Origin of the sequence: Bradyrhizobium sp. LjRoot220, from assembly GCF_964252915.1 — a bacterium.
Lineage (GTDB): Bacteria > Pseudomonadota > Alphaproteobacteria > Rhizobiales > Xanthobacteraceae > Bradyrhizobium.
This window is the reverse complement of record NZ_CAXUPS020000009.1, coordinates 24,740-50,853: the sequence shown is the minus strand read 5'-3', so window position 1 is coordinate 50,853 and position 26,114 is coordinate 24,740. Positions and strand designations below refer to the sequence as shown.

28 protein-coding genes are annotated in these 26,114 nt (G+C 63.4%); 8 read left to right on the top strand and 20 right to left on the bottom strand.

Annotated features, from left to right (window positions below):
• Positions 1–31: 31 nt before the first annotated feature.
• From ACSQ84_RS29305 to ACSQ84_RS29275, 7 genes are all read right to left on the bottom strand, one after another.
• Complete coding sequence (locus ACSQ84_RS29305; RefSeq protein ID WP_436215213.1) at positions 32–517, bottom strand: GFA family protein; 486 nt, start codon at positions 515–517, stop codon at positions 32–34.
• A 94-nt stretch (positions 518–611) separates the two neighbouring features.
• Positions 612–911, bottom strand: a complete 300-nt coding sequence (minE, locus tag ACSQ84_RS29300; protein WP_436215212.1) for a cell division topological specificity factor MinE — start codon at positions 909–911, stop codon at positions 612–614.
• Positions 908–1,723 (bottom strand): septum site-determining protein MinD, encoded by an 816-nt coding sequence (gene minD, locus ACSQ84_RS29295; RefSeq protein WP_436215211.1) that lies wholly within the window; start codon positions 1,721–1,723, stop codon positions 908–910. Before minD ends, minE begins: the two co-directional genes overlap by 4 nt.
• 20 nt (positions 1,724–1,743) lie before the next feature.
• Positions 1,744–2,439, bottom strand: a complete 696-nt coding sequence (gene minC / locus ACSQ84_RS29290; protein WP_436215210.1) for a septum site-determining protein MinC — start codon at positions 2,437–2,439, stop codon at positions 1,744–1,746.
• Between the two features lie 140 nt (positions 2,440–2,579).
• Positions 2,580–3,353, bottom strand: a complete 774-nt coding sequence (locus ACSQ84_RS29285) for a thioesterase family protein (protein WP_436215209.1) — start codon at positions 3,351–3,353, stop codon at positions 2,580–2,582.
• A 116-nt stretch (positions 3,354–3,469) separates the two neighbouring features.
• A complete protein-coding gene (locus ACSQ84_RS29280; protein WP_436215208.1) occupies positions 3,470–4,207 on the bottom strand; it encodes an SDR family NAD(P)-dependent oxidoreductase in 738 nt (245 codons plus the stop codon).
• 174 nt (positions 4,208–4,381) lie between these two features.
• On the bottom strand, positions 4,382–5,470 hold the full coding sequence (locus tag ACSQ84_RS29275; protein ID WP_436215207.1) for a substrate-binding domain-containing protein: 1,089 nt from the start codon (positions 5,468–5,470) through the stop codon (positions 4,382–4,384).
• 114 nt (positions 5,471–5,584) lie between these two features.
• Between ACSQ84_RS29275 and ACSQ84_RS29270 the strand changes: the two genes are divergently transcribed.
• On the top strand, positions 5,585–7,072 hold the full coding sequence (locus tag ACSQ84_RS29270; protein WP_436215206.1) for an aldehyde dehydrogenase family protein: 1,488 nt from the start codon (positions 5,585–5,587) through the stop codon (positions 7,070–7,072).
• Between the two features lie 181 nt (positions 7,073–7,253).
• On the opposite strand, the gene ACSQ84_RS29265 is transcribed toward ACSQ84_RS29270, so the two are convergent.
• The 5 genes from ACSQ84_RS29265 to ACSQ84_RS29245 form a co-directional block, all read right to left on the bottom strand.
• Entirely contained in the window at positions 7,254–8,222 is a 969-nt protein-coding gene (locus ACSQ84_RS29265) for an NAD(P)H-dependent flavin oxidoreductase (RefSeq protein ID WP_436215205.1), read from the bottom strand.
• A gap of 188 nt (positions 8,223–8,410) precedes the next feature.
• A complete protein-coding gene (locus ACSQ84_RS29260) occupies positions 8,411–8,992 on the bottom strand; it encodes a hypothetical protein (protein WP_436215204.1) in 582 nt (193 codons plus the stop codon).
• 83 nt (positions 8,993–9,075) lie between these two features.
• Positions 9,076–9,657, bottom strand: a complete 582-nt coding sequence (locus ACSQ84_RS29255; protein ID WP_436215203.1) for a YqaA family protein — start codon at positions 9,655–9,657, stop codon at positions 9,076–9,078.
• 62 nt (positions 9,658–9,719) lie between these two features.
• Positions 9,720–10,160 (bottom strand): phosphoribosyl-ATP diphosphatase, encoded by a 441-nt coding sequence (gene hisE, locus ACSQ84_RS29250; RefSeq protein ID WP_436215202.1) that lies wholly within the window; start codon positions 10,158–10,160, stop codon positions 9,720–9,722.
• Positions 10,161–10,283: 123 nt separating this feature from the next.
• Complete coding sequence (locus tag ACSQ84_RS29245; protein ID WP_436215201.1) at positions 10,284–10,706, bottom strand: hypothetical protein; 423 nt, start codon at positions 10,704–10,706, stop codon at positions 10,284–10,286.
• A gap of 285 nt (positions 10,707–10,991) precedes the next feature.
• On the opposite strand from ACSQ84_RS29245, the gene ACSQ84_RS29240 reads away from it, so the two are divergent.
• From ACSQ84_RS29240 to ACSQ84_RS29215, 6 genes are all read left to right on the top strand, one after another.
• Positions 10,992–12,056: an ABC transporter substrate-binding protein gene (locus ACSQ84_RS29240; RefSeq protein WP_436215200.1), complete on the top strand. Its 1,065-nt coding sequence runs from the start codon at positions 10,992–10,994 to the stop codon at positions 12,054–12,056.
• A 93-nt stretch (positions 12,057–12,149) separates the two neighbouring features.
• Positions 12,150–13,928 carry a glucan ABC transporter ATP-binding protein/ permease gene (locus ACSQ84_RS29235; RefSeq protein ID WP_436215199.1) on the top strand — a complete coding sequence of 593 codons (1,779 nt, stop codon included), beginning with the start codon at positions 12,150–12,152 and terminating at the stop codon, positions 13,926–13,928.
• Between the two features lie 259 nt (positions 13,929–14,187).
• Positions 14,188–15,693, top strand: coding sequence for a D-alanyl-D-alanine carboxypeptidase family protein (locus ACSQ84_RS29230; RefSeq protein ID WP_436215198.1), 1,506 nt, complete (start codon positions 14,188–14,190; stop codon positions 15,691–15,693).
• A 181-nt stretch (positions 15,694–15,874) separates the two neighbouring features.
• On the top strand, positions 15,875–17,557 hold the full coding sequence (locus ACSQ84_RS29225; protein WP_436215197.1) for a long-chain fatty acid--CoA ligase: 1,683 nt from the start codon (positions 15,875–15,877) through the stop codon (positions 17,555–17,557).
• A 27-nt stretch (positions 17,558–17,584) separates the two neighbouring features.
• Positions 17,585–18,139: a DUF924 family protein gene (locus ACSQ84_RS29220; RefSeq protein WP_436215196.1), complete on the top strand. Its 555-nt coding sequence runs from the start codon at positions 17,585–17,587 to the stop codon at positions 18,137–18,139.
• Between the two features lie 108 nt (positions 18,140–18,247).
• A complete protein-coding gene (locus ACSQ84_RS29215) occupies positions 18,248–18,733 on the top strand; it encodes a peroxiredoxin (protein ID WP_436215195.1) in 486 nt (161 codons plus the stop codon).
• A gap of 308 nt (positions 18,734–19,041) precedes the next feature.
• Here the strand turns inward: ACSQ84_RS29215 and rnhA are convergent, their stop codons facing one another.
• Genes rnhA through ispH form a run of 3 tightly spaced genes read right to left on the bottom strand, consistent with a single transcriptional unit; the run spans position 19,042 to position 21,476 of the window.
• Positions 19,042–19,512 (bottom strand): ribonuclease HI, encoded by a 471-nt coding sequence (gene rnhA, locus ACSQ84_RS29210; protein ID WP_436215194.1) that lies wholly within the window; start codon positions 19,510–19,512, stop codon positions 19,042–19,044.
• Positions 19,509–20,489 carry a homoserine kinase gene (locus ACSQ84_RS29205; protein ID WP_436215193.1) on the bottom strand — a complete coding sequence of 327 codons (981 nt, stop codon included), beginning with the start codon at positions 20,487–20,489 and terminating at the stop codon, positions 19,509–19,511. Before ACSQ84_RS29205 ends, rnhA begins: the two co-directional genes overlap by 4 nt.
• A gap of 9 nt (positions 20,490–20,498) precedes the next feature.
• The gene (gene ispH, locus ACSQ84_RS29200) at positions 20,499–21,476 is read right to left on the bottom strand and encodes a 4-hydroxy-3-methylbut-2-enyl diphosphate reductase (RefSeq protein WP_436215192.1); all 978 of its coding nucleotides are present in this window, start codon (positions 21,474–21,476) and stop codon (positions 20,499–20,501) included.
• 220 nt (positions 21,477–21,696) lie between these two features.
• On the opposite strand from ispH, the gene ACSQ84_RS29195 reads away from it, so the two are divergent.
• Positions 21,697–22,392, top strand: a complete 696-nt coding sequence (locus ACSQ84_RS29195) for a DUF1013 domain-containing protein (RefSeq protein WP_436215191.1) — start codon at positions 21,697–21,699, stop codon at positions 22,390–22,392.
• Positions 22,393–22,471: 79 nt separating this feature from the next.
• Here ACSQ84_RS29195 and ACSQ84_RS29190 read toward each other — a convergent pair whose 3' ends face one another.
• From ACSQ84_RS29190 to ACSQ84_RS29170, 5 genes are all read right to left on the bottom strand, one after another.
• On the bottom strand, positions 22,472–22,732 hold the full coding sequence (locus tag ACSQ84_RS29190; protein ID WP_436215190.1) for a SemiSWEET transporter: 261 nt from the start codon (positions 22,730–22,732) through the stop codon (positions 22,472–22,474).
• A gap of 294 nt (positions 22,733–23,026) precedes the next feature.
• A complete protein-coding gene (locus tag ACSQ84_RS29185; RefSeq protein ID WP_209841252.1) occupies positions 23,027–23,245 on the bottom strand; it encodes an alkylphosphonate utilization protein in 219 nt (72 codons plus the stop codon).
• Between the two features lie 180 nt (positions 23,246–23,425).
• On the bottom strand, positions 23,426–23,632 hold the full coding sequence (locus ACSQ84_RS29180) for a DUF6494 family protein (RefSeq protein ID WP_436215189.1): 207 nt from the start codon (positions 23,630–23,632) through the stop codon (positions 23,426–23,428).
• 13 nt (positions 23,633–23,645) lie between these two features.
• Positions 23,646–23,915, bottom strand: a complete 270-nt coding sequence (locus ACSQ84_RS29175) for a hypothetical protein (RefSeq protein ID WP_436215188.1) — start codon at positions 23,913–23,915, stop codon at positions 23,646–23,648.
• Positions 23,916–24,180: 265 nt separating this feature from the next.
• Positions 24,181–26,091 carry a propionyl-CoA synthetase gene (locus ACSQ84_RS29170; RefSeq protein WP_436215187.1) on the bottom strand — a complete coding sequence of 637 codons (1,911 nt, stop codon included), beginning with the start codon at positions 26,089–26,091 and terminating at the stop codon, positions 24,181–24,183.
• Positions 26,092–26,114 lie beyond the last annotated feature (23 nt).

Genomic DNA, 26,114 nt, shown 5'->3' with positions numbered 1-26,114 from the left:
CGGGACACGAGAGTGCCCTCAACCGCGTGGACTATTTTTCCGGAAAAAACTCCGGCCACAATGCGCGCCATTTCTCCGCCAGCGGCGCGAAATCGCTCGGGCCGATCTCGTGGCATTCGGCGCTCGGCGCAGGCGCGATCCACGGCTGCGCGCTCTTCATGTACATATGCGCCACCGGCGTCAGCCAACTCGTATCGTCAAGCGTCCCGGCCCGCAAATTGACGATCTGCTCGCGCCCCGCGCGGTCGCCGGAGATGCGGCCGCCGCAATCGCCGCAAAACCAGGAGATGACCGCAACGCCCATCGGCGAAATGTGGTGCCATGGCTTCGGCGCACCCTTCAGGATATGAAAATCCCTGGCGAAGACCGGCATGTTGAGCGCAAAGGCGCTGCCGGAGGCGGTCTGGCAATCCGTGCAATTGCAGCTGTAGAGCAGCAAGGGAAACGACGCGACCTCGTAGCGGATCGCGCCGCAGGAGCAGCCGCCGGTCAGGGGAAGCACGGGTCGCGTGGTCATGGTCAGCCTGGCCGCGAGGGACGCCGCATCCTATCCAAAAAGCGGTGTCCAGGCGACCCCGCAGCCGCGCGATGGCGCGGCTGCTACGGCGGTATCAAGCCGCCCCAGCGCGCCGTTCGACCTGAAGCTTGGTCTGCTCGAAGTTATTCGGCACTTCGATATCGACTTCGAGCGTCGATACGGTCGGGCCGCGATCGAGCCTGACCGTGACCTTGTCGGGATCAAGCTGGATGTGGCGCGAAACCACCGCCAGAATCTCCTCGCGCAGCGTAGCCAACAGGTCCGGCTGACCGCGCAGACCACGCTCGTGCGCCAGCAGAATCTGCAGCCGTTCCCGCGCCACCGGGGCGGACGCCTTGCGGCCGCTGAACAGTCGCAGCAAATTCATGCTCATGCCGCCCTCCGTCCGAGCAACCGGTTCATCAGGCCCCGGCGTTCGGCCGGCACGATCATGTCGACGGTTTCGCCCAGCAGGCGGCGAGCGGCGTCGAAATAGGCCCGCGCCGGCGCGCTGGCCGCATTGTTCAGCGTAACGGGAGAACCGACATTCGAGGCGCGAAGCACGTCCTGGCTCTCGGGAATGATGCCGAGCAGCGGGGTGGCCAGAATTTCGAGAATGTCGTCGATGCTCAGCATCTCGCCGCGCGCGGCGCGCGCCGGATCGTAGCGCGTGATCAATATGTGCTTGGTCACCCGCTCGCCCTGCTCCGCCTTGACGGTTTTCGAATCCAGCATCCCGATGATGCGGTCGGAGTCGCGCACCGAGGAGACTTCGGGATTGGTGACGATCACCGCCTCGTCCGCATAGCGCATCGCCAGCATCGCGCCGCGTTCGATGCCCGCCGGGCTGTCGCACAGGATCCAGTCAAATTTCGTGCGCAGCTCCGCGATGATCCGGCCGACGCCCTCGTCGGTCAGCGCATCCTTGTCCCTGGTCTGGGATGCCGGCAGCAACCACAGATTCTCCAGACGCTTGTCGCGGATCAGCGCCTGCTGGAGCTTGGCGACGCCCTGCACCACGTTGATGAGGTCGAACACCACGCGCCGTTCGGCGCCCATCACCAGATCGAGGTTGCGCAGGCCGACGTCGAAATCGATGACGACGACGCTCTCCCCGTTCTGGGCAAGTGCCGCACCGAGGGCGGCCGTGGACGTCGTCTTTCCGACGCCCCCTTTGCCGGATGTAACGACCAGGACTTTGGCCATAGCGTGATCTCCTTAGCCGGTTAATTCAGCGGGGTGATTTTCATGGTGTCGCCTTGCAGCCAGGCCTGGGCCGGGCGGTTGCGAAGCGAAGCATCGATTTCTTCAGCGGTCTGGTAGTAGCCGTCGATCGCGAGCAGTTCCGCCTCGATCTTCTGGCAATAAATCCGTGCCGACGAATTGCCGTTCACGCCGGCCATCGCCCGACCGCGCAGCGTGCCGTAGACGTGGATCGAGCCGCCGGCGACGATTTCCGCTCCTGAGCCGACCGAACCCAGCACGGTGACGTCGCCATCGGTGAAGACGATCGACTGGCCCGAGCGCACCGGGCTTTCGAGCAGCAGCGAGTTCGGCTTCGGTTTGGCCTCAGGCTTTTCGGTGGGCTCGGTTCGCGTGATGACGCAGGAACGGCCGCCGGTCAAAAGCGGCGGCATGCTATTGGTGAGCTTCTCGGCGTCGACGCCCTCGATACCCAGCACGCGGATGTTGCGCTCTTCCAGATTATTGACGAGGTGGGTGATGGCCGCACGGCTGAGGTCCAGCGCCGACAGGTCGAGCACGACAGGCTTGCCAACGAAGAAGCCCGGCGATCGCGCCAGGGTCGCATCGATCTCCGCGAGCCAGCCGAGAATCGGAATCTCCGGCGTAAACACGAAGGCGACATAGGAGCGGCCCCGCATGCGAACCAGTTGTCGCGTTGCCCCCGCTGTTGCGTGCATGATGGATCCGCCCGATCGTGGTTACTGAATAATTAAGAATGGGGCTGATTTGGTTAACGAGTGATTAATTGCCAGCACGCATTCACCGGCCGCGTCCCGGTTTGTGCCGACCCTGATGCGGCTGACCGACCGCCGGCGAATCAGCGCCGCTCGATCACCAGGCTCTGGACGGCGCGGCCGAAATAGCCGCGGCTGTCCGCCAGCCGGGCCATGGCGAGGCCGGCACCGTCGGGGCCAATCCAGGACTCGGCGTCGAGCAATATCCAGTCACCGACCGGAGCCCGCGCGAAATTGACGGTGAGATCGGCGTTGAGAAACGTCCATTGCCGGAAATCCAGCACCGCCGAGGTGCCGTTGCAGAAGTCGGCGGCGACCATGGCCCGCATCGCCTGCGACACCGCGAAGCCTTGGACGATCGGCCGATCGACGCGATACCAGATCGAGCCCGGACCGGGAACGCCGAACCGGCCGCGGGCGGCGCGCAGCGACATGCCGGTCACGAACGGGCTCGAGGAAAAATCCGCCGGCTCGACCCGCGATTGCTCCGGTCCCGGCAGCGTGACCGGCTCGATCACGGCTTCCGGCGGCAATTCGCTCGCCTGCAGTTTGATCTTGAGTACGGTGGCGCCCACCACGACGACGCCATCGGCGCGAAGTTTTACGGCGCAAAGCTGAATCTTGCGGCCCTCGCGCAAAATTTCGGTCTCGATCGTCAGCGGCGCCACCGGCACGGGCCGCATCAAATCCACGGTCACCCGCGCAATCCGCATCGGCACGGCCGTGGGCAATGCTTCCGCCGCCCACACCACCAGCGCCGCCGGCGGCGAGCCGTGCTGCATGCTCGGGTCCCATGGTCCGGCTGCAAGGGGACTGGTGAGGACGCTGTTGCCGTCCACGCGAAAAATAGCGTCCATCAATCAATGATCCCTTGTGAGGAGAATATTGCTTTCTGCCCGCTCGCTGTCGGAGAGTCGAGAGCACGGCGACACAGGGCGCCGTGCGCGATTTGCACGGGCTGCTCAGGCTTTCGTCAAATGAACGCCATGCCGCCATTGAGGATGATGGTCTGCCCGGTCATGTAGTCGTTGCCGAGTACCATCGCGACGGCCTGCGCCACTTCTTCGGGCTGGCCCATTCTGCCGAGCGGAATGTTACGGGCGAGATCGGTGCGGCCGCGCATCATGTCGGTCTCGATCAGCGACGGCGCCACGTTGTTGACGGTGATGCCTTCCTTGACCAGCCGCGCGGCGTACCCCCGCGTGAGTCCCTCCATGCCGGCCTTGGACGCATTGTAATGCGGGCCGATGGCGCCGGCGCCGCGCGCGGCGCCCGAGGAGATATTGACGATGCGGCCCCATTGGCGCGCCCGCATCGCCGGCAGAACGGCCTGAGTGCAGAGGAATACCGACTTCAGGTTGACCAGGATGGTCTGATCGAAATCGGCCTCGGAGAGTTCGTCGACGCTGCGCACGAGCGCGATGCCGGCATTGTTGACGAGAACGTCGATCGGACCGAGGTCGCGCGCGACCTGTTCGACCATCGCGGTGACGGCGGCGGCCTGCGATACGTCGGCGGCAACTGCGATCGCGCGGCCACCACCGGCCTTGATCTTCGCGACCACCGCTTCTGCGTCAGCTGCGCGCTCGCGATAATTGACCGCAACGGCGGCGCCGAGTTCGGCCAGCATCATCGCGATCGCCGCACCGATGCCGCGCGAGCCGCCCGTCACCAGCGCGACATGCGCGCTCAGATCCTGTTTGGTCGTCATGATACTCGATCTCGCTGATTGCAAGTTTGGAGGCCTGTGACGATATCATTTTGTGCCTCGTCATGCCCGGCCTTGTGCCGGGCATCTACGTGTTGCTTCACTTGAGTAAGGAAGGCGTGGATGGCCGGGACAAGCCCGGCCATGACGGAAGGGCTGCGGTGTCGCGCGAAATTCTTACGCCGCGCCGCTAGCCACGCTCTCCAGAAACCCCTTGACGTTGCTGACCATGCCGGTGTCGGTCGCGACATAACCGGGCAGGCTCGCCACCTCGCGCTGGAACTCGCGGCCCTTCATGATGTCGATGACGCGCCGCATCGGTTCGGTCTCCAGAAACGCGCGCTTGCAGACAAAGAAATAGTCCTCGGTCAGCAAGCGGATGAAATCGAGCCCGAACTGCCGCGCCGCGGCCTCGACGCCAAAACTCACATCCGCCATGCCGCTGGCGACATAGGCGGCGACCGCGGCGTGCGTGAACTCCATCTGCTGGGCGCCGTTGATCTTGGCCTCGTCGATTTTGTGCAGCGCCAGCAGTTGATCGAACAGCAGCCGTGTCCCGGAATCATGATCGCGGTTCACGAAGCGCGCCTTGCGATCCACGATATCCTTGATCGATGAAATCTTGAGCGGGTTGCCCGGCTTGACCATCAGTCCCATCTCGCGCGTCACGAAACTGATGACGCGGTCCTCGCGCGGATCGAGCCATTCCTTGCAGGCGCGGATGCCCTGCGCCCGCAGTTCGCCGCGTGGCAGATGCACCCCGGACAGATCGCAGGCTCCCTGCGCCAGCGACAGCAGCGAGTTCTGGTTGCTGACATAGCGCAGGTCGACGCCGATGCCGGGTTCGCGGTCGAGCAATTCGCGCAGCTTCGAGACCGCAAAACCGTGGCTGGCGTGAACGCGGATCACGGACGGACGCTGGTGCAGGAACGGCTTGATCTCGGTCGCGAGTTCCTGCGCCAGATTTTCAAGCTGCGGGCCGAGCCGCGCCTGCATCCGCTCGCCAGCCCAGACCAGCTTCTCGCCGAACGCCGTCAAAATCGTGCCCTTGCCGCGCTGGGTCTCGACCAGCGGCACGCCGAAGAAATCCGACCATTGCTCGACCAGATTCCAGACATGGCGATAGGACAGATGCGCGTGCGTGGCTGCGCTGGTGAGTTTGCCGGTTTTGCGGATCTCGTTGAGAATTCCGAGCATCACCACGGCGGTCTGCGGGCTGCCCTCCTTGTGAAACCGCCAGACGGTTTCGATCTCGATGTGGTGCATTGCGCTCAACCTATGAAGTCGACTGCATATCCTGGATCGTTCATAGGCAAATCATATCATATTTACTGCGGAAAATATCCTCCTAGGCTGAGATCAGAAATTGGAGGTAATATGATGTCTATTGCATATGATTACGTCGATGCGGCGGCGCCCGCGATAGCGGCCGCAAAACCCCGGTTGCTGCTGATCGATGGCCAGCACGTGCTTTCCCTCTCCGGGGTTACGTTCAAGACGCTCAATCCGGCCACCGAACAGGTGATTGCCACCGTGGCCGAAGGCAATGAGGCCGATGTCGATCGCGCCGTAGCCGCGGCCCGCCGGGCCTTCGAAGGCCCCTGGCGCAGCCTCCGCGCCGCCGAGCGCGGGCAGATCCTGCTCCGTCTTGCGGAGTTGATGAAAAAACACGCCGACGAAATCGCGGCGCTCGAAAGTCTCGATGCAGGCAAGCCGATATCAGGCGTGCTGCGGCAGGATCTGCCAGCCGCTATCGACACGCTGACCTACTACGCGGGCTGGGCCGACAAGATCAACGGCGAGGTGGTCTCGACGCGGGACGACGCACTGACCTACACATTGCGCGAGCCGGTCGGCGTGGTCGCGGCGATCGTGCCCTGGAATTTTCCGCTGATGATCGGGATGTGGAAGCTGGCGCCGGCGCTGGCCTGCGGTTGCACGATCGTGATGAAGCCCGCCGAACTGACCTCGCTGTCGGCGCTGCGGATCGGCGAGCTGGCGCTGGAAGCGGGCCTGCCGCCGGGCGTGCTCAACATCGTCACCGGCCCCGGCCGGGTTGTCGGCGACGCGCTGGTCAATCACCCTGACGTCGACAAGGTCACGTTCACGGGATCACCCGGCGTCGGCCGCGGCATCCTGCGCGGTGCAGCCGGCAACTTCAAACGGGTGTCGCTCGAACTCGGCGGCAAATCCGCCAACGTGATCTTCGACGACGCCGATATCGAGGCGGCCAGCAAGGCGGCGGCCTCGGGGATCTTCTTCAACGCCGGGCAGGTGTGCTCGGCCGGTTCGCGTGTACTCGTCCATGAGAAAGTGTACGACGAAGTGGTCGAACGGCTAACGCAGCGCGCCCAGTCGATCCGCATCGGCGACCCCGGTGATCGCGCCACGGCGCTCGGTCCCGTGATCTCCGAAAAGCAGATGAAGAGCATCCTCGACTATGTCGATATCGGCCAGAAGGAAGGCGCGCTGCTGACGACCGGCGGGACACGCGTCGGCGACCGCGGCTATTTCATCAGCCCCGCCGTGTTCGCTAACGTCAAACACGAGATGCGCATCTCGCAGGAGGAAATTTTTGGGCCGGTCGTCAGCGTCATCAAGTTTCGCGATGAAGCCGATGCGCTGCGGATCGCCAACGGCACCGCCTATAGCCTCGCCGCTGGCGTATGGAGCCGCGACATCGGCCGCGTCCAGCGCTTTGCCAGGAAGGCAAAGGCCGGGACGGTCTGGATCAACACCTATGGTTATACCGATGTGCGGTTGCCCTGGGGCGGCGTGCGCGACTCCGGTTTCGGCAGGGAACACGGCTCAGCTGCGATCGAGAATTTTACCGAGCCGAAGGCGGTGTGGATGAATCTGAACGTGTGATGGCGGCGCCGCGACGGAGCGTCGCTTTCTTCCCTCTCCCCTTGTGGAGAGGGTGGCTTCGCGAAGCGAAGACGGGTGAGGGGTTCTCTCCTCACCGTAAGATTCGAGAGGAGGATACAGAGCTCTCATCCGGCGCTTCGCGCCACCTTCTCCCACAAGGGGAGAAGGGAAGATAAGAATCTCACAGCGGCGGATCGATCGCCTCAGTGTATTCCTTTTTGAATCTTGCGATCAGTTCGGCTGTCGGCAAGACTTTTGCGACGCTGCCGACGCCCTGGCCCGAGCCCCAGATTTCCTTCCAGGCCTTCGGCTTGGCCCGTTCGCCCGAAGCGTCGGTGCCGAAACTCATCTTCGACGGATCCGAGATCGGCAGGTTTTCGGGGTCCATGCCGGCCGCGACGATCGACGGCTTCAGATAATTGCCGTGCACGCCGGTGAACAGGTTGGAATAGACGATGTCTTCCGCGGCCGAGGCCGTGATCATCTCTTTGTAGCCTTCCACTGCATTGGCCTCGGCGGTGGCGATGAAGGCGGAGCCGATATAGGCGAAGTCGGCCCCCAGTATGCGAGCCGCACGAATGGCGCGGCCGTTCGCGATCGCGCCCGACAACGCGATCGGGCCGTCGAACCATTGCCTGGTCTCCGCCACGAAGGCCAACGGCGAGATTTCGCCGGCATGGCCGCCGGCGCCGGCCGAGACCAGGATCAGGCCATCGGCACCCTTCTCGACCGCCTTGTGCGCGAACCGCTGATTGATGACGTCGTGGAACACGATGCAGCCCCAGCCGTGCGCCGCCTGGTTGAGCTCTTCGCGCGCGCCGAGCGAGGTGATCATCATCGGCACCTTGTGCTTTTCACAGAGCGCCAGATCCTGATCGAGGCGGTTGTTCGACTTGTGCACGATCTGGTTGACCGCGAACGGCGCCGAGAGCGCTTGCGGATTCGCCTTGTCGTGAGCCGCGAGTTCTTCCTTGATCCGGGCCAGCCATTCGTCGAGCAGCGCCGGCGGGCGCGCGTTCAGCGCCGGAAACGAGCCGACCACACCCGCCTTGCATTGCGCGATCACCAGATCAGGCACGGAAATGATGAACAGCGGCGCACCGATCACGGGGATCGAAAGGCGGCCCTTGAACAAGGCAGGCATGGACATTCGAAGCAATCCTTTTGCGTGTTCCGGTACTGGCATGGGCATGACCCAAGAGACACCTCATATCTCAAGAGATGCCGGACGTCATACCAACAAGGCAATCTTTCCAGTGTCAAGTATTGCGTTTTGGCGCTATTTTTGGGCGCATGACCTCTTCGGAAAACCGGTGCCCACTTTTCCGGGTCAGTGCGCTATTGGCACAACGCGCGCGTGACGTAATTTTCGGTCTTGCAGTCGCCCGGCTCGCGCTTGCGGCCGGGGATGAACACTTTCGGCGAGCATTTCTCGGCCGCATCGGTGTCGAGGCTCTTGCCTTCCTTGTAGCCCTTGGTCTGGCAAAGCCTGTCGGCGCCCGCCTTGCAGTCCGGCGCGCCATTGGCCGACACCAGGCAGGCCGCGCGTCCGCTGACCATGATCGAGGGCCGCGCCATGTTCGACAGGCTCTCGCCGGCACCTTTGGCGCGGCTGTTGAGGTCGTCCATGGTCTCGCCCGGGCTCTTCAGGCTCGGCAGCATCGACTTGGATTTCTCGAGCAGCTTGCCGATTTCGTTGATCAGGCCGGGATTTTCCGGCTGGGGCGCCGGCTCGATCTGCTGCGGCGCCGGTCCTTGCGGCACCGGCTGCTGGGCCGGCGACTGCACGCCGAGCGAGGGCTGCGGCGCGCCTTGCGACCAGGCCGCGTCAGAGGTCAGCGCCAGCATCGACAGCGCGAGGCCCGCGGCCGCGAACTCCGTCCCGAATGACTTGAAACCATGGCTGATTCGATCGGGCATGGAACGAGCGTAGCCTGAAGCGGGCGTAGTCTGAAGCGGTCTTGACTTGAACACCTGGACCGGCAAAGCGCGCCGCGCGCAGGTCAGACCAGTTTAACCGCAATGACGAAGCCGAGCACCAGCACCACCGCGCCGATCGCGACCCAGAGACCGAGCCGCTTTTCCAGCTCGCTGCGAATGAGATCGCCGTAACGGTTGAGCAGGACGGCGACCACGAAGAAGCGCCCGCCCCGCGCGATGATCGAGCACAGGATGAACAGCCAGATATTGTAGCCGGCAAATCCTGACGTGATGGTGACGAGCTTGTAGGGGATCGGCGTCAGCCCCTTGCCGATGATGATCAGCGCGCCCCATTCGGCATAGGACTGGCGAAACGCCTCGACCTTGCCGCTAAGCCCATAGATGTTGATCAGCCACTGCCCGATCGAGTCGTACAGCAGCGCGCCGATCGCGTAGCCGACCACGCCGCCGGCCACCGAGGCGATCGTGCACACGGTCGCGAACCACCATGCCCGCTTCGGCCGCGCCAATGACATCGGCAGCAGCATGACGTCGGGAGGAATCGGGAAAAAAGAGCTTTCCGCGAACGATACCGCCGCCAAAATCCAGAGCGCGTAGGGCTTGTCGGCAGCGCCGATGAACCATTCGTAAGATCGTTTCAGCATGGCCGCATGAACCATCATGGAGCAGATTTGTCCATGCCGGGAAACGACGGAATTTTGGGGATTTAATGCCGCTTTCGCAGGCTGCGGCCTTCCAGCGCGACAATTCGCCGCCGAACCGCAGGCGGTGTCACGGCTTTGGATAACGCCTTGGCGGCGGCCTCATCGGCAATGGCTTTGGGCGGCTTGGCTGTCGATTTCGGCAGCTTCTCGGCAATGCCGAGCATCTCCTCGCGGCGCGCCATCTCGCGCCAGACATCCTCCGGCTTGACGCCGGCGGCTGCCCACAGAACGGTCAGATTGTAGAGCAGATCAGCGCTCTCGCGGACCACCGCATCGGTATCGCCGTTGACGGCGTCGATCACGACTTCGATGGCTTCCTCGGCCAGCTTCTTGGCCATCTTGGCCGGGCCGCGCTGAAACAGCCGCGCCGTTCGCGAAATTGCCGGATCGAGATTCCTGGCCGCGAGTACCGCCTGATAGAGCCGTTCGAGCGAATCACTCATCCCTCAAACCTAATCGAAAGTCGTGGCCGGCGTGTTAACGGCCGGCTTCACAACTAAAAAAATCCACCGGCCGAGCGCGGCCGGTGGATTCGTGTTTAACATCGGCCTTAGCAGCGCCCGCAATTACCAGGCGTTGGGATTTTTGTAGCCGCCATAGTACCGGTCGCGACCGTAATAGCCGTAGTACGGGCTGGGGCCGTAACCGTAATACGCCGGGGGCGCGTAATAGACCGGGCCGCCGCCGTAGTAACCATAGCTGTCATAGTAGTAGTCGCGGCGGTTCTGGGCGGCCGCAATCGCAAGACCGGTGCCGACGATGCCGGCGAAAGCCAACGCCGCCGCAGCGCCACCGCCGCCGTGATATCTCCTGCGGTGCGAGCTGAAATCGGTCGCGCCGCTGGTCCCGGTCGTGGCCGTCACACCCTTGGCGGTCGCCGAGCCCGCGAAAGCGGTCGACGGCTGGTACGTCGTCAGCGCCAGCGCGACGACCGTCGCCACCGCGCTGGCGCGGCCGATCGATGAAAACACTCCTTTTCGTGCAAACATCTCAATGTCCTCCGTGGCAGCTTGGCCTGACAGGCCTCGAATTGCTAACCACTGAGCGGATATTAGGTTCCCCAAACCATACGCAAGCTGAACGATCTCTGGCCAAATCGTGGCAGTCATCGCCCGTTCAGGTTAGCTGCGACAGAATGCCTGCGTTTAAGGCTTGTAATGCCGGTATTCTTGTCATGAAACAGACATGCGATCTGACAAACTCGCGATCTAACAAACTAGCCGACAACCTTGGCCCGCGCGGCAACTTGCCCCTCACCTGCTGACGTAAGCTCAATGCGTGCACGCCGAACCAACGCCCTTCGCTCGATGCTCGCCTCGCTTGCAGGCCTTTGCGCAGTGGTGTGCTTCGGTGCGGGCCAGAGCCTCGGCGCGGACGAGCCGCGGCCGCCGGTCGCGATCCAGTTCTCGCTCGACCGGCCCATCGATGCGACGGACGCGCCCTTCGTGATGGCGGCCACCGGCGGGCTGTTCAGCGCCGAGGGGCTCGCCGTCACCACCAACATCGCCAGCGGATCGCCGGACGCGATCGCGCGCGTCGCGGCCGGCAGCAGCGATTTCGCGCTGGTCGACATCAACGCGCTGGTGCGTTTTCGCGACAAGGACAAGCAGGGCGTCCCGCCGGTCAAGGCGGTATTCGTGCTGTTCAACAAGGCACCCTACGCCATCATCGCCCGCAAGAGCCGCGGCATCCAGGCCATGTCGGACGTCCAGGGCAAGAATCTCGGCGTCGCCGAAGGCGATCTCTCGATCCGGCTGTGGCCGGCGGTGGCCAGGCAGAACGGCATCAAGATCGCGGGCGTCAAGCAAAGCAACATCAGCGCCGCCGTGCGCGAGCCGATGCTGTCGGCGGGCCAGATCGATGCGGTCACCGGATTTTCCTATCTCTCGGCGATCAACCTGAAGGACCGCGGCGTGCCGGCCGACGATCTGGCGGTATTGAAATTCGCCGACTATGGCTGCGACGCCTATGGCTTCGCCGTTATCGTCAACCCGGCGCTGGCGGCCGCCAAGCCGGAAGTCGTGCGGGGATTCGTACGGGCGGCGATCGGCGGTTTGCACCTTGCCATCAAGGACCCCGCGGCCGCGGTGACCGAGATCGTCAACCGCATGGACGGCGGCTCGGGCGATCTGGAGCTGGAGCGGCTGCGCGCCATCCTGCGCGACAACATCCTGACCGGCGAGGTCAGGCGCAACGGCATCGGCGGCATCGATGTGGCACGGTTCGAGCGCTCGATCGATCAGCTCGCGGAAGGCTTCAAATTCCAGAAGCGGCCGCAGACTTCGGACATTTTCGACGACCAGTTCCTGCCCCCGGTCAACGGCCGGCTGATCAACTGAGCAAAACTTGAGCGGACGCTGGTTCTCGGCTGCGATCCCTGATTAGAATGCGGCTCGATTGATCGCGCCCAATTGCCCTCCAGTGCTTCCGGCATGTCCATGATCCGCCTTTATACCCGCGTCCTCGAGCTGCTCGGCAAGGAGGCGCGGCTGGGCTGGATTCTGGCCGGCGCCAATCTGCTGCTGGCCGGCGCGCAATTCGCCGAGCCCGTGTTGTTCGGCAAGATCATCGACGTGCTGTCCGGCAAGCCGGCGCCGGGCCCGCTGTCGTCCTCATCGGCCTGGCCGCTGCTGGCGGCCTGGGTGGCGTTCGGCCTGTTTACCATCGGCTGCAGCGCCATAGTGGCCCTGCACGCTGACAAGCTGGCGCACCGCCAGCGGCAGGCGGTGCTGACCGACTATTTCGAGCACATCATGCAGCTGCCGCTGACCTTCCACACCGGCACCCATTCCGGGCGCCTGATGAAGGTGATGCTGAACGGCACCGATTCACTGTGGCGGCTGTGGCTCGGATTCTTTCGCGAGCATTTTGCCGCGATCATGTCGCTGGTGGTGCTGCTGCCGCTGTCGCTCTACATCAACTGGCGGCTGGCGATCCTGTTGTTCCTGCTGTGCGTGGTGTTCACGGTGCTGACCACGCTGGTGGTGCGCAAGACCTACGGCATGCAGAGCGAGGTCGAGGAGCATTACTCAAACCTGTCCGCGCGCGCCTCCGACGCGCTCGGCAACGTCGCGCTGGTGCAGAGCTTCGTGCGCATTGATGCCGAGGTGCAGGGCCTGCGCTTCGTCGCCGACAAGCTGCTCGCGGTGCAGATGCCGGTGCTCGGCTGGTGGGCGCTGGTCACCGTGATCACTCGCGCTTCCACCACCATCACGGTGCTCGCGATCTTCACCGTCGGCATCGTGCTGCACGGGCAGGGCCTGACGACGGTCGGCGAGATCGTGATGTTCGTCAGTTTCGCGACCATGCTGATCCAGAAGCTCGAACAGGTCGTCAGCTTCATCAACAGCGTGTTCATGGAAGCGCCGCGCCTGCAGGAATTCTTCGACGTGCTCGACGCCGTGCCCGCGGTGCGCGACCGGCCCGGCGCGATGGACACCGGCCGGCTCTCGGGCCTCATCGAATTCAACGACGTCTCGTTTTCCTATGACGGCAAGCGGCCGGCGATCGAAGACCTCTCGTTCACCGCTTTGCCCGGCCAGACCATCGCGCTGGTCGGCCCGACCGGCGCCGGCAAATCGACCGCGATCGCCCTGTTGCATCGCGCGTTCGATCCGCAGTCCGGCATTATCAAAATCGACGGCATGGACATCCGCGCCCTGAAGCTGACGGCGCTGCGGCGGAATATCGGCGTGGTGTTCCAGGAAGCGCTGCTGTTCAACCGCTCGCTCGCCGACAACCTTCGCGTCGGCAAGCCGGACGCCACCGAAGAGGAAATGCGCACTGCGGCGGCGCGGGCGCAGGCGCTCGAATTCATCGAACGCAGCGACAAGAAATTCGAGACCCATGCCGGCGAACGCGGCCGCATGCTGTCCGGCGGCGAACGGCAACGGCTGTCGATCGCGCGCGCGCTGTTGAAGGACCCGCCGATCCTGATCCTCGACGAAGCCACCAGCGCGCTCGACGCGGTCACCGAAGCAAAAGTTAACGCCGCTCTCGACGAAGTGATGAAGGGCCGCACCACGTTCGTGATCGCGCACCGGCTCTCGACCATCCGCAACGCGACGCGCATCCTGATGTTCGACAACGGCCGCGTGATCGAAACCGGAACTTTCGATGAACTGGTGGCCCAGGGCGGCCGTTTTGCGGAACTCGCGCGGGCCCAGTTCATGGTGCAGGAGAACGCGCGGGCCGGTATCGAGGCCAGATAGCCCGCCTTGCGGATTGAATTATCGTCGAAATTGCGGCTATTTCGTCCACGATTTAATTCCCCGGCCTCTGTTCTCAATCGGCAAGCCGGTATAGGTTTGCAGCCGCCGTGAGCGACGGCGCAAATTAGGTTTCACAATCGCACGCCTGAAATCCGCACGCCTGAAATCCGCACGCCTGAAACCCGCACGCTTGAAACCCGAACGTCAGATATCAGGGCCTCCTTTTCGAAGGCGGGTCTCCAAGGACCGGAACGCAAAAGTGCATCTTATTCGCCCGCCGCTTCGCCATCCATTGTTGAGCCTGATCCTGCTTGTTGCCGCGCTTGCGTTCGCAACGCCGCGCACCGTGCACGCCGAGGCGTGGCTGGTCGTCGAAGCCGACACCGGCAGGGTGCTGCAGGCCGATAATGCGACGATGCCCTGGTATCCGGCATCGGTGACCAAGATCATGACGGCTTACGTCACGCTCAAGGCCGTCAAGGAGGGACGCCTGTCGCTCGACAGCGTGCTGACGGTCTCGCCGGTCGCAGCTTCGCAATCGCCGTCGAAGATGGGCTTCAAGCCGGGCACGCAAGTCACCGTCGAAAACGCGCTGGCGATGGTGATGGTGAAGTCGGCCAACGACATGGCCGTGGTGCTCGCCGAAGGCGTCGGCGGCTCGGTCGACGGCTTCTCGGCCATGATGAATGCAACCGCGCAACGGCTCGGCATGACGCAGACCAGCTACGTCAATCCGAACGGCCTGCCGGCCGAAGGCCAGGTCACCTCGGCGCGCGATCTTGCGATCCTGGCCCGCGCCGTGATTCGCGATCTGCCCGAATACGAATATTTCATGCACATCCCGGCGATCCGTTTCGGCCGCCGCACCACCAACAATTTCAACAAGCTGATCGGCCGCTATGCCGGCGCCGACGGCTTCAAGACGGGCTTCATCTGCGCCTCCGGATACAATCTGGTGGCGTCGGCGACGCGCAACGGCAAGCGGCTGATCGCGGTCGTGCTCGGCTCGAACTCCGGCCAGGCACGCGCGGTGCGCGCCGCCCAACTGCTGGAGCGCGGCTTTGCCGGCAACGGGCTGGGATGGCTGCGGCCCTCGCTCGGCACCGTCGACGGTCTGGTGCCGATCGACGCCACGCCGCCGAACCTGCGCGAGGAGATGTGCAACGGCAAGCGCAAGCGGCCCGCCACCGACGAGGACGCGGACACGACAATGGCCGCCGCCAGCGGAGGCGAAAGCCCGGCGCTGGCGTTCTTTGCCGCCGGACTGCAGGCGCCGATGGCAAAACCCTCGGAATTGCTCGCGACCGCGTATACGGCCGGCGAACCCATGGTGGTCTATACCGGTCCGAAGAAGACCGGCCCGGAGCTGATTGCCGCCGTGGCTGCGGATGACCAGAAGCAGACCACGCGGCGCGCCAAGAAATCGCGGGTCGTGGTGGCGGTGAAGAAGCCGGACGCGGACAAGTCCAAGACGGAGGCCAAGTCCGACGCCAGGTCCGAGGCCAAAACCGAATCCAGGACTGCCGCAAGGACCGACGCCAAATCCGACGCAAAACCTGCGGCCAAGCCGGCGGCCGCCCGGCATGCCAATGTCAAACCGGACACTGCCGCCGCAAAGCCCGTCGCCGCGAAGCCGGCCGTAGCTGCAAAGCCTGCCGCCAAGCCGGCCGAGAAGCCGGTCGCCTCGGGCGATAAGCCGGCCGCGAAGCCCGCCAAGCCCAACGCGGCCGCAAAACCCAAGAGCGAATCCAAGCCAGCCAGTTAAGGGGCCCAATGCCCCGCAATTAGGCGGTTTTCGCCCGTTCCGGGCACCGAGTTTTCGATTGCCAATGCGTCGACAGCGCGTAGCCGCTTGCCATCGGCGGCGGCATTCTCAATACTGACCAAAACAAGGCATCCCGGCCCAAGAATTTGAGAAATCGGGAACTAACCAGAGGGGAAATACCATGGAGCGGATCTGGCTCAAGCAATATCCGGCCGGCGTGCCCGCCGATATCGACGTCAATCAATACTCGTCGCTCGTCGAGTTGCTGGAAGAGAGCTTCAAGAAGTTCGCCGACCGCAAGGCGTTCATCTGCATGGACAAGTCGATCAGCTACCGCGACCTCGACCAGATGTCGGCTGCCTTTGGCGCCTATCTGCAGAGCAAGGGCCTGCAAAAGGGCGCCCGCGTTGCGCTGATGATGCCGAACGTGCTGCAATACCCGGTCGCGACCGCCGCCGTGCTGCGTGCCGGCTACGCGGTGGTGAACGTCAACCCGCTCTACACCCCGCGCGAGCTCGAACATCAGCTGAAGGATTCCGGCGCCGAGGCGATCGTGGTGCTGGAGAATTTCGCCACCACGGTGCAGCAGGTGATCGCAAGAACCGCGGTCAAGCATGTGATCGTCGGCAGCATGGGCGACCTGCTCGGCTTCAAGGGCGTGATCGTCAATCTGGTGGTCCGCAAGGTGAAGAAGATGGTGCCGGCCTGGTCGATCCCAGGCTCCGTCTCCTTTAACGACGCGCTGGCCGCCGGCCGCGGCATGAAGCTCAACAAGCCGCAGCTGAGCCGCGACGACGTCGCCTTCCTGCAATATACCGGCGGCACGACAGGCGTTTCCAAGGGCGCGACGCTGCTCCACCGCAACATCCTCGCCAACGTGCTGCAGAACGACGCCTGGCTGCAGCCGGCGCTGAAGAAGCCGCCGATCGTCGACCAGATGGTCATCGTCTGCGCGCTGCCGCTCTATCACATCTTCGCGCTGACCGCGTGCTACCTGCTCGGAGTGCGCGCCGGTGGCACCAATCTGCTGATTCCCAACCCGCGCGACATGGCCGGCTTCGTCAAGGAGCTGACCAAGTACCAGGTCAGCTTTTTCCCGGCGGTCAACACGCTCTACAATGGCCTGTTGAACACGCCAGGATTCGACAAGCTCGATTTCTCCAAACTGAAGGTCTCCAACGGCGGCGGCATGGCGGTGCAAAGACCGGTCGCCGAGAAGTGGCTGAAGGTAACGGGCTGTCCGTTGGCGGAAGGCTATGGCCTGTCGGAAACCTCGCCGACGCTGACCTGCAACCCCGCCGACACCGACAAGTTCTCCGGTTCGATCGGCATTCCCGTGCCGTCGACCTATATCTCGATCCGCGACGACGACGGCAAGGAAGTGCCGCTCGGCGAGCCCGGCGAGATCTGCGCCAAGGGTCCGCAGGTGATGGCAGGTTACTGGAACCGGCCGGAAGAGACTGCGAATGTCATGACGGCGGACGGCTTCTTCCGCACCGGCGACATCGGCGTGATGGATGCCGACGGCTACGCCAAAATTGTCGACCGCAAGAAGGACATGATCCTGGTCTCCGGCTTCAACGTCTATCCGAACGAGGTCGAGGAAGTCATCGCCGGCCATCCGGGCGTGCTGGAATGCGCCGTGATCGGCGTCCAGGACGCAAAGTCGGGCGAGGCGGTCAAGGCCTTCATCGTCAAGAAGGACCCCAACGTCACCGCAGACGAAATCATCAAGTTCTGCGGCACGCAGCTGACCGCCTACAAGGTCCCCAAGCAGATCGAGTTCAGGACCGACCTGCCCAAGACCAACGTCGGCAAGATCCTGCGCCGCGAACTGCGCGACGAAAAGAAAGCCGCGGCCTGAGACCGGAATGCGGGCGAGTGTCCGATCATGAGTGACGCTCGCGACCCGACGCCGGCGGACATCCTGAATTTCTGGCGCGAAGCCGGCCGCGAGCGCTGGTACAAGCGCGACGATGCGTTCGACGCGCAAGTGCGTCAGCGGTATCTCGGCCTGTGGCAGAAGGCGGCCGCGGGCGAATTGTCGTCATGGGAGGCGAGCGATAACGGCGCGCTGGCGCTCACCATCGTGCTCGACCAGTTTCCCCGCAACATGTTTCGTGGTGACGCTCTGATCTATGCGAGCGACAGGCTGGCGCGCGAGGTTGTGGCCCGTGCCATCGACCTCGGCGCCGATAAGCGTATCGACCCGGTCCTGCTCGAATTCCTCTACATGCCGTTCATGCATTCGGAGCATTTGCCCGACCAGCTGCGTTGCATCGAACTGTTCCGCGGGACCGCCAATACCGAAAACAAGGAATATGCCGAACACCACGCCGACATCATCCGCCGGTTCGGGCGCTTTCCGCACCGTAACCGCATCCTGGGGCGCGAGACGACGCCTGAAGAACAGGCATTCCTCGACGCCGGCGGGTTTACCGGCTGATGACAGAACAGTGAACGGGCGGCACCATTGCCGTTTCCGGGACACCGAATATTGTGCCGGTCATCCGCAAAGGTTAAGACACCTCCGCACATTGAGGGAGAATTGACGATGACGATCCAAGTTGGCGACAAGCTGCCGGAAGCCAAGTTTCGCGTGATGACGGCGGAAGGCCCGCAGGTCAAAACCACCGACGATGTCTTCAAGGGCAAGAAGGTCGCGCTGTTCGCGGTGCCGGGCGCCTATACCGGCACCTGCCACAAGATGCATCTGCCGAGCATCTTCCTCAACGCCTACGCCATCAAGGACAAGGGCGTGAACACCATCGCGATCGTCTCGGTCAACGACGCCTTCGTGATGAACGCCTGGAAGCGCGATACCGACCAGCGCGACGAAGCCACCTTCCTGGCCGACGGCAATGCCGACTTCACCAAGGCAATCGGCATGGAGCTCGACGCCTCCGGCAACGGCCTCGGCATCCGCTCCAAGCGCTATTCGATGCTGGTGGAAGACGGCGTGGTCAAGAAGCTCAACCTCGAGGCGGCCCCCGGCAAGGTCGAAGTCTCCGGCGGCGATACGCTGCTGGGGCAGCTGTAAGTTATTCGTCATTGCGAGCGCAGCGAAGCAATCCATCTCCCCGCGCGGGGATAGATGGATTGCTTCGTCGCTTCGCTTCTCGCAATGACGGTTGATAGTGTAGCCTCACACACAACTGTCATCGCCCGGCTTGACCGGGCGATCCAGTACGCCGCGGCCTTTCGGCTTTATCTCAACCGTCTCTGGAATACTGGATCACCCGCTTTCGCGGGTGATGACAGCTGTGTTTATTGCTACGTTGTGGGATGGGTAGAGCGCAGCGAACCCATCGCCGCGAAGATGGTAGGTTTCGCTACGCTCCACCCACCTTACGAATCTCTGATGTGCGTCTTCAGCCTTGCCATCGCGACGCCGTCGCGGGCCAGCTGATCGGCGCGCTCGTTTTCGTCGTGGCCGGCGTGGCCCTTGATCCAGTGCCAGCGCACCTCGTGCGCCTTCAGCGACGCGTCGAGGCGCTGCCACAAATCGACATTCTTGACTGGCTTCTTGTCTGACGTGCGCCAGCCGTTCCGCTTCCAGCCGTGGATCCACTCGGTGATCCCCTTGCGGACATACTGGCTGTCGGTGGTGAGATCGACGACGCAGGCTCTTTTCAGCGCTTCCAGCGCCGAGATTGCCGCCATCAGCTCCATGCGGTTGTTGGTGGTGTGCGGCTCGCCGCCCTTCAGTTCTTTTTCGGTGTCGCCGAATTTCAGGATCGCGCCCCAGCCGCCGGGGCCGGGATTGCCCGAGCAGGCGCCGTCGGTAAACACCGTGACATGCGGCTTTGAATCGCTCACGCAGCGTATCCCGGCTGCGTCAGGCCGTAATCGCGCGCGGACTGGACGCTCTGGTGGAAGCGCAGCTTGCGGGCATATTCGAGCGGATCTTTCGGCTTCACCAGCGCGCCCGGCGGGACGTTGAGAAAGTCGACCAGACGCGTCAGCAAAAACCGCAGCGCTGAGCCGCGCGCCAGCAGCGGCAGCGCATCCTGCTCGGCATCGGACAATTTTCGTTCGCGGCCATAGGCGCCGAGCAGCGCCCGCGACTTGGTGACGTTGAAGGAATGATCCGGCTCGAAGCACCATGCGTTGAGGCAGATCGCGACGTCATAGGCCAGGATGTCGTTGCAGGAAAACGGGAAGTCGATCAGCCCGGACAGTCTGCCGCCGAGGAAGAAGACGTTGTCGTTGAACAGGTCGCCATGGATGACGCCGAGCGGCAGATCCTTTGGCCAGTTCGCCTCGAGGTGATCGAGTTCGCGCGCGATGAAATCGCGCAAGCCGGGCTGCACGTTGTCGGCACGCGGCGCCGACGAATCGAACAGCGGCCGCCAGCCTTCAACCGACAGCGGATTTTTGCGGAACATCGGAAAGTCGCGTCCCGCCAGATGCATTTTGGCGATCGCCTCGCCGACACCGGTGCAATGCGCGGCGTTGGGCCGCCGCGGCCACATGCCTTCGAGGAAATTGATGATCGCCGCGGGCCGCCCGGCCAGATGGCTGTAGACCTCGCCCTGGCGGTTCTTGGCCGGCTGCGGGCAATGCACGCCACGCTCCGCCAGATGGGCCATCAGCGACAGGAAATAAGGGATATCGTCGATCGCCACGCGCTTCTCATAAAGCGTGAGGATGTAGGCGCCCTTGCTGGTGTGCATCAGGAAGTTGGAGTTCTCGACGCCTTCGGCGATGCCCTTGTAGGAGAGCAGTTCGCCGATGTCGTAACCCTTGAGGAATTCCGCGAGGTCTTCGGCGGCAACGTCGGTGTAAACCGCCATGGCAGAGCCTTAAGCGGCGTCGGGCCGCAGCGAACGCGGCAGCGGGAAGAATTCGTTTTCTTCCGCGGCCGAGACCGTCTCCACATGCAAATTATAGCGCTCGGCGAACGCGCCCATGATTTCCTCGACGATCACCTCCGGCGCGGACGCGCCCGCGGTGATGCCAAGGCTCGTGATGCCTTCGAACCGCGACCAGTCGAGGTCGCTGGCGCGCTGCGCCAGCACCGAGACCGGGCAGCCCTCGCGCTCGGCGACTTCGCGCAGGCGCTGCGAGTTCGACGAGTTCGGCGCGCCGACCACGATCAGGGCATCGACCACCGGCGCCACCTTCTTCACCGCAAGCTGGCGGTTGGTGGTGGCGTAGCAGATGTCTTCCTTGTGCGGGCCGGAGATGTTGGGAAAACGCTCTTTCAGCATCGCGACGATTTCGGCGGTGTCGTCGATCGACAGCGTCGTCTGGGTCACGAAGGCGAGGTTGTCCGGATTCTTCGGCGTGAAGGTCTTGGCGTCTTCGTTGGTCTCGATCAGCGTCACCGCGCCCTGCGGCAACTGACCGAGGGTGCCGACGACTTCCGGATGATGCGAATGCCCGATCAGCAGGATTTCACGGCCGCGCTTGAAATGGATCGCGGCTTCCCGGTGCACCTTGGTGACCAGCGGGCAGGTGGCGTCCAGCGAGAAGAAATTGCGCGCGCGGGCGTCCGCCGGAACCGACTTTGGCACGCCGTGGGCAGAGAACACCACCGGTGCGTTGGTATTGTCGGGGATTTCGGCCAGTTCCTCGACGAAAATCGCGCCCTTGGTCTTCAGGCTGTCGACCACATAGCGGTTATGCACGATCTCGTGGCGGACATAGACCGGGGCACCGTAGATCGCGAGCGCCCGCTCGACGGTGTCGATCGCCCGTACCACGCCGGCACAGAAGCCGCGGGGGGAACAAAGCACGATTTTGAGGTCTGGTTTCGCTGACGCTGACAAAGAGGACATCGGGGCTATCTCGGGGACCGAATCACCCCTTGCCGGCGGGCAGGGAACGGCCAATTTGCATAAGCACTTGGGGCTGCTTTTGGGCGCTGTCAAGGCACTTTAGCAGGCCATTGCGCCAATGACCCCTCAAGGGGTATATAGGCCCGGAATTCCCGTCATCCCCGATGACCGCAGACTTCGCCTCCAAAAAGAGGTGGGCGAGGCACAAAGGAGATTTGCCATGAGCAATGCACCGCTGATGCCAAAGGCGACGGCCGTGTGGCTGGTTGATAATACCGCGCTGACCTTCGACCAGGTGGCCGATTTCACCAAAATGCACCCCCTCGAGGTCCGCGCCATCGCCGATGGCGACGCGGCGCAGGGCATCAAGGGCATGGACCCGATTTCGACCGGCCAATTGAGCCGCGACGAGATCGAAAGGGGCGAAAAAGACCCGAACTACCGCCTCAAGCTCGGCGAGAGCAAGGTGACCCTGCCCCCGGCCGCCAAGAAGAAGGGCCCGCGCTACACCCCGGTTTCGCGCCGCCATGAGCGGCCCAGCGCGATCCTGTGGCTGGTGCGCAACCATCCCGAGCTGAAGGACGCCCAGATCATGCGTCTGGTCGGCACCACCAAGACAACCATTGCGAGCGTCCGCGACCGCACCCACTGGAACGCCTCGACGCTGACACCGATGGACCCGGTGACGCTCGGCCTGTGCTCGCAGATCGAACTCGATTTCGAGGTGCAGCGCGCGGCCAAGGAAAAGCCGGTCCCCGCGGCCTACGGCGGCGCCACCCTGCTGCCGGCCTCCGAGACCACCAAGAAGGAGCCGGAGTTCGAGCCGACCGAAAAGCAGCGCGACGACCTCAACGTCGACGCCGTGTTCGCCAAGCTGAAGACGATCGGCGGCAAGAAGCAGGACGACGAGGAATAGGTTTCTGGTATCAGGGCTACGGGACTTCGAACGCGGCGGGGAGACCTGCCGCGTTTTTGTATGTGCAGGCGTTAAGCGCTCACCCGTATTTCAGCTTCATCCATAAAATTCCGCCGGCCAGCACGATCGTGATGGCATTGGCAACGATCAGCGGCCCGTCTCCGGAAAGCAGGCCGTACACCAGCCACAGCAGAATGCCGAGCACCATGACGAGAAACATTCCGAGCGAAATGTCTTCCGTCGAGCGGGTTCGCCAGACTTTTACGAATTGCGGGGCGTACGCCAGCGTCGTGCACGTTGCGGCAGCAAAACCCAGCAGCTTGATGGCAATCGGTTCCATGGCCGCTTTATAGCATCGATTCGAGAATCAGATGAGCGTCGTCGGTAAGATGGCCGCCAACCGTCGGGCAGCGTTGTTGATTGTACTCGATTTTATTCTTCGTCATCCCTGAGCGGCTTGCCTCTCACGCACTTGATGCCGAGCGACGAGGCATCTCACCGCTGTCATGCCCCGCGAAAGCGGGGCATCCAGTACGCCGCGGCTTCTCGATCGATCGCAAGGAGCCTGTCATCGGGCGGCCATTCGGCCGACCGTTGGCGGGCGACGACACCTGTCCTGGAGGCGAACTTCAACTCACGCCTTCTTCAGAAACTCCGTGCGCAGTACCAAGCCCTTGACCTTGTCGGTGCGGCCTTCGATCTCGTCAGCATTGTCGGTGAGATGGATGCCCCTGATCACGGTGCCGCGCTTGAGCACGGTGGACGAGCCTTTCAGCTTCAGGTCCTTGATCAGCGTGACGGTGTCGCCCTCGGCGAGCAGCGCGCCGTTGGAATCTCTGACTTTGATGTCCATGAAGTACGTCTTTCCAAAACGTTGAAGCGCTTCTTACTTCCTTCTCCCCTTGTGGGAGAAGGTGGCGCGCGAAGCGCGTCGGATGAGGGGTCTCTATCCGCGGAGACAACCCCTCATCCGCCTTCGCTGCGCGAAGGCACCTTCTCCCACAAGGGGAGAAGGAAGAAAGAACCGTTCGCTTTAGCCCAATTCGATCTCGCCCGTTATCTCGTGCGTGAAGCTAATTCCGCCGAGCGTCAGCGTCATCTTCGCCGGCAGTTTTTCGTTGCCCTTGAGGCGGCCGCTGGCGAGGGCGTCACGGACCGCCTTTTCGATTTCGCGCTGCGAGGTGATACCGACCTTCTTGAGAAAGCCGCGCAAGCTGGTGTTGAAAACGTCCTCGTTCATGATGGACTCCTGATCAGGGCCTGGTGGGATTGTTCAGCATCTGCTCGGCGAGGTTTCGCTGGGCACGGTCGGTGCGCGCGTTGGCGTTGCCGCGCTGCACGTCGCGGTTCTTGCGGCAGATGACGTAGTCGTTCGACCCCGGCGCCACATTGTTGGCGCGGCAGAACGCATCGTCGTCGGCGCCGGTATCGGCCATGGTCGGCTGGCCCTTCTCCAGGCAGCCCGCGAGCAAGGGCGCAGTGAGCAGGAGGGCGAACAAGAGGCGTGAGGGGTTGTGTCGCATGACTGGTCCAATGGTCCGGTTTCGTCATTGCCGGGCTTGACCCGGCAATCCATCGAAATCAAGGCATTTTTGCCTGATCGGAGGCGGAATAATGGTTCCTCCTTTCGTCATTGCGAGCCACCGGGTCGCGCGAATGCGCGCCCGATGACAGGCTCCGCGAAGCAATCCATTTCACCACGCAAAAGGAAGAATGGATTGCTTCGTCGCCAGCACTCCCTTGCGCAAACGCTTCGCGTTTGTCGCAGGCAATGACGGCTGAGGGCAATCACCCCCTGCCCTTCAGCGCCTCGCCGATTTCGTCGAGCACCTTGGGATCCTCGATCGTCGCCGGCATGGTCCAGGCGTCGCCGTCGGCGATCTTCTTGATGGTGCCGCGCAGGATCTTTCCGGAGCGGGTTTTCGGCAGGCGGCCGACGGTGATCGCGAGCTTGAAGGCGGCGACGGGCCCGAGTTTATCGCGCACCAGCGCCACGACTTCTTTCTCGACCTCAGCCGGGCTCTTCGAAACGCCGGCTTTCAGCACCAGAAAGCCGCAGGGCACCTCGCCCTTGATCGCGTCCTTGATGCCGAGCACCGCGCATTCGGCGACGTCCGGATGGGAGGCCAGAATTTCCTCCATGCCGCCGGTGGAAAGCCGGTGGCCGGCGACGTTGATGATGTCGTCGGTGCGGCCCATGACGAACACATAGCCGTCGGCGTCCTTGTAGCCGGCGTCGGAGGTTTTGTAATAGCCGGGGAATTCGGTGAGATAGGCTTCCCTGAAACGCGCATCCTGTTCCCACAGCGTCGGCAGGCAGGCCGGCGGCATCGGCAGTTTTATGACGATCGAGCCCATGGTGCCCGCAGGCACCGGTCTCGCCGCCTCGTCGACCACGTCGACCTGATAGCCCGGCATCGGCACCGTCGGCGAGCCGTGCTTGACCGGCAACATGCCGAGCCCCACCGGATTGCCGGCGATGCACCAGCCGGTTTCGGTCTGCCACCAGTGGTCGATGACAGGCACTTTCAACTGCTGCTCCGCCCATTCCACCGTCGGCGGATCGGCGCGCTCGCCGGCCAGAAACAGGGTGCGGAATTTCGACAGATCGTACTTACGGATGAATTTGCCGTCCGGATCTTCCTTCTTGATGGCGCGGAACGCGGTCGGCGCAGTGAAGAAGGCGACCGCCTTGTGTTCAGAGATGACGCGCCAGAACGCGCCGGCGTCGGGCGTGCCGATCGGCTTGCCCTCGTACATGATCGAGGTCGCGCCATGGATCAGCGGTCCGTAGACGATGTAGCTGTGGCCGACCACCCAGCCGATGTCGGAGCCGCACCACCAGACCTCGCCGGGCTTGACGCCGTAGAGGTTGAACATCGACCATTTCAGCGCGACCAGATGCCCGCCATTGTCGCGCACGACGCCCTTGGGAATCCCGGTGGTGCCTGAGGTGTAGAGGATATAGAGCGGATCGGTCGCCTTGACCGGCACGCATGGCGCGGCCTTGCCGGCATCGAGCGCGGCGCGGCGCAATTGCGCCCAGTCGTGGTCGCGTCCGTCCGTGAGTTCGCAGGCCTGCTGCGGCCGCTGCAGGATCACGCAGGTTTGCGGCTTGACGCTCGACAGCCGGATCGCCTCGTCGAGCAGCGGCTTGTACTGCACGATGCGGCCGGGCTCGATGCCGCAGCTCGCCGAAAAGATCAGCTTTGGTTTCGCATCCTCGATCCGGCTCGCGAGCTCCTTCGCCGCAAAGCCGCCGAACACCACCGAATGAACAGCGCCAATCCGCGCGCAGGCCAGCATCGCGAACACGGCCTCCGCTACCATCGGCATATAGAGGATGACGCGGTCGCCCTTTGTGACGCCGAAATCGGCCATCACGGCCGCGAGCGTCTGCACCTCCTGCAGCATCTGCGCGTAGGTGAATTTCGTAACGGTGCTGGTCAGCGGCGAATCGTGGATCAGCGCCACCTGATCGGCACGGCCATTTGCAACGTGGCGGTCGAGCGCGTTGTAGCAGGTGTTGACCACGCCATCCGTGAACCAGCGGCCGTAAGCCCCCATCGCGGGATCGAAAATCTTCCTTGGGGTTTCGATCCAGTCGATCTCGCGTGCCGCCTCGGCCCAAAAGCCTTCGGGATCCCGGAGCGAGCGGGCGTGGATGTCGTGATACCGGCTCTTTTCGTCGACGTTCATGGCGCGCTCCCGGTCTGTCGCCT